The organism is Pontitalea aquivivens (genome assembly GCF_046507575.1).
Taxonomy (GTDB): Bacteria; Pseudomonadota; Alphaproteobacteria; order Rhodobacterales; family Rhodobacteraceae; genus Pontitalea; species Pontitalea aquivivens.
Map to the genome: position 1 here is coordinate 1 of NZ_JBKFEY010000131.1, position 390 is coordinate 390.

Genomic DNA, 390 nt, shown 5'->3' on the forward strand with positions numbered 1-390 from the left:
CACCAGCGACATTCGGACCACGGGGAATTAGGGTCTGCCTACCGACGTGCACTTGAGGACTACTGCGGCACGCGAACGCTGGCGGAAATCATCTCCGAAATGGAAAAGCACGATTTGCCCGTCGTTCCCGTGTCCACCGTTGATGAGGCCGTCGCCGATCCGCATCTTCGGGCGCGCGGCATTATCCGGGAACGGCGCGACGACGATGACCGCACTGTCGTTGAGATCGGCAATCCGCTTGCGCGCGCGGGTCTCGCGAGGCGTGAGCGCCGTCCGGCGCCGAAACGAGGCGCCGATGGACAATCTGTCCTTGCAGAACTCGGCTTCGGCGAGGAACAGATGGCGGCGTTGCATGCTGCCGGGGTGATATGAGCGGCGCTTCGGTGGCCG

General features: G+C 64.1%; 1 protein-coding gene. It reads left to right on the top strand.

What is annotated here, in order from left to right:
* The first annotated feature begins 90 nt into the window (after positions 1–90).
* A complete protein-coding gene (locus tag ACK8OU_RS20495; protein ID WP_410305170.1) occupies positions 91–372 on the top strand; it encodes a CoA transferase in 282 nt (93 codons plus the stop codon).
* The last annotated feature ends 18 nt before the right edge of the window (positions 373–390 follow it).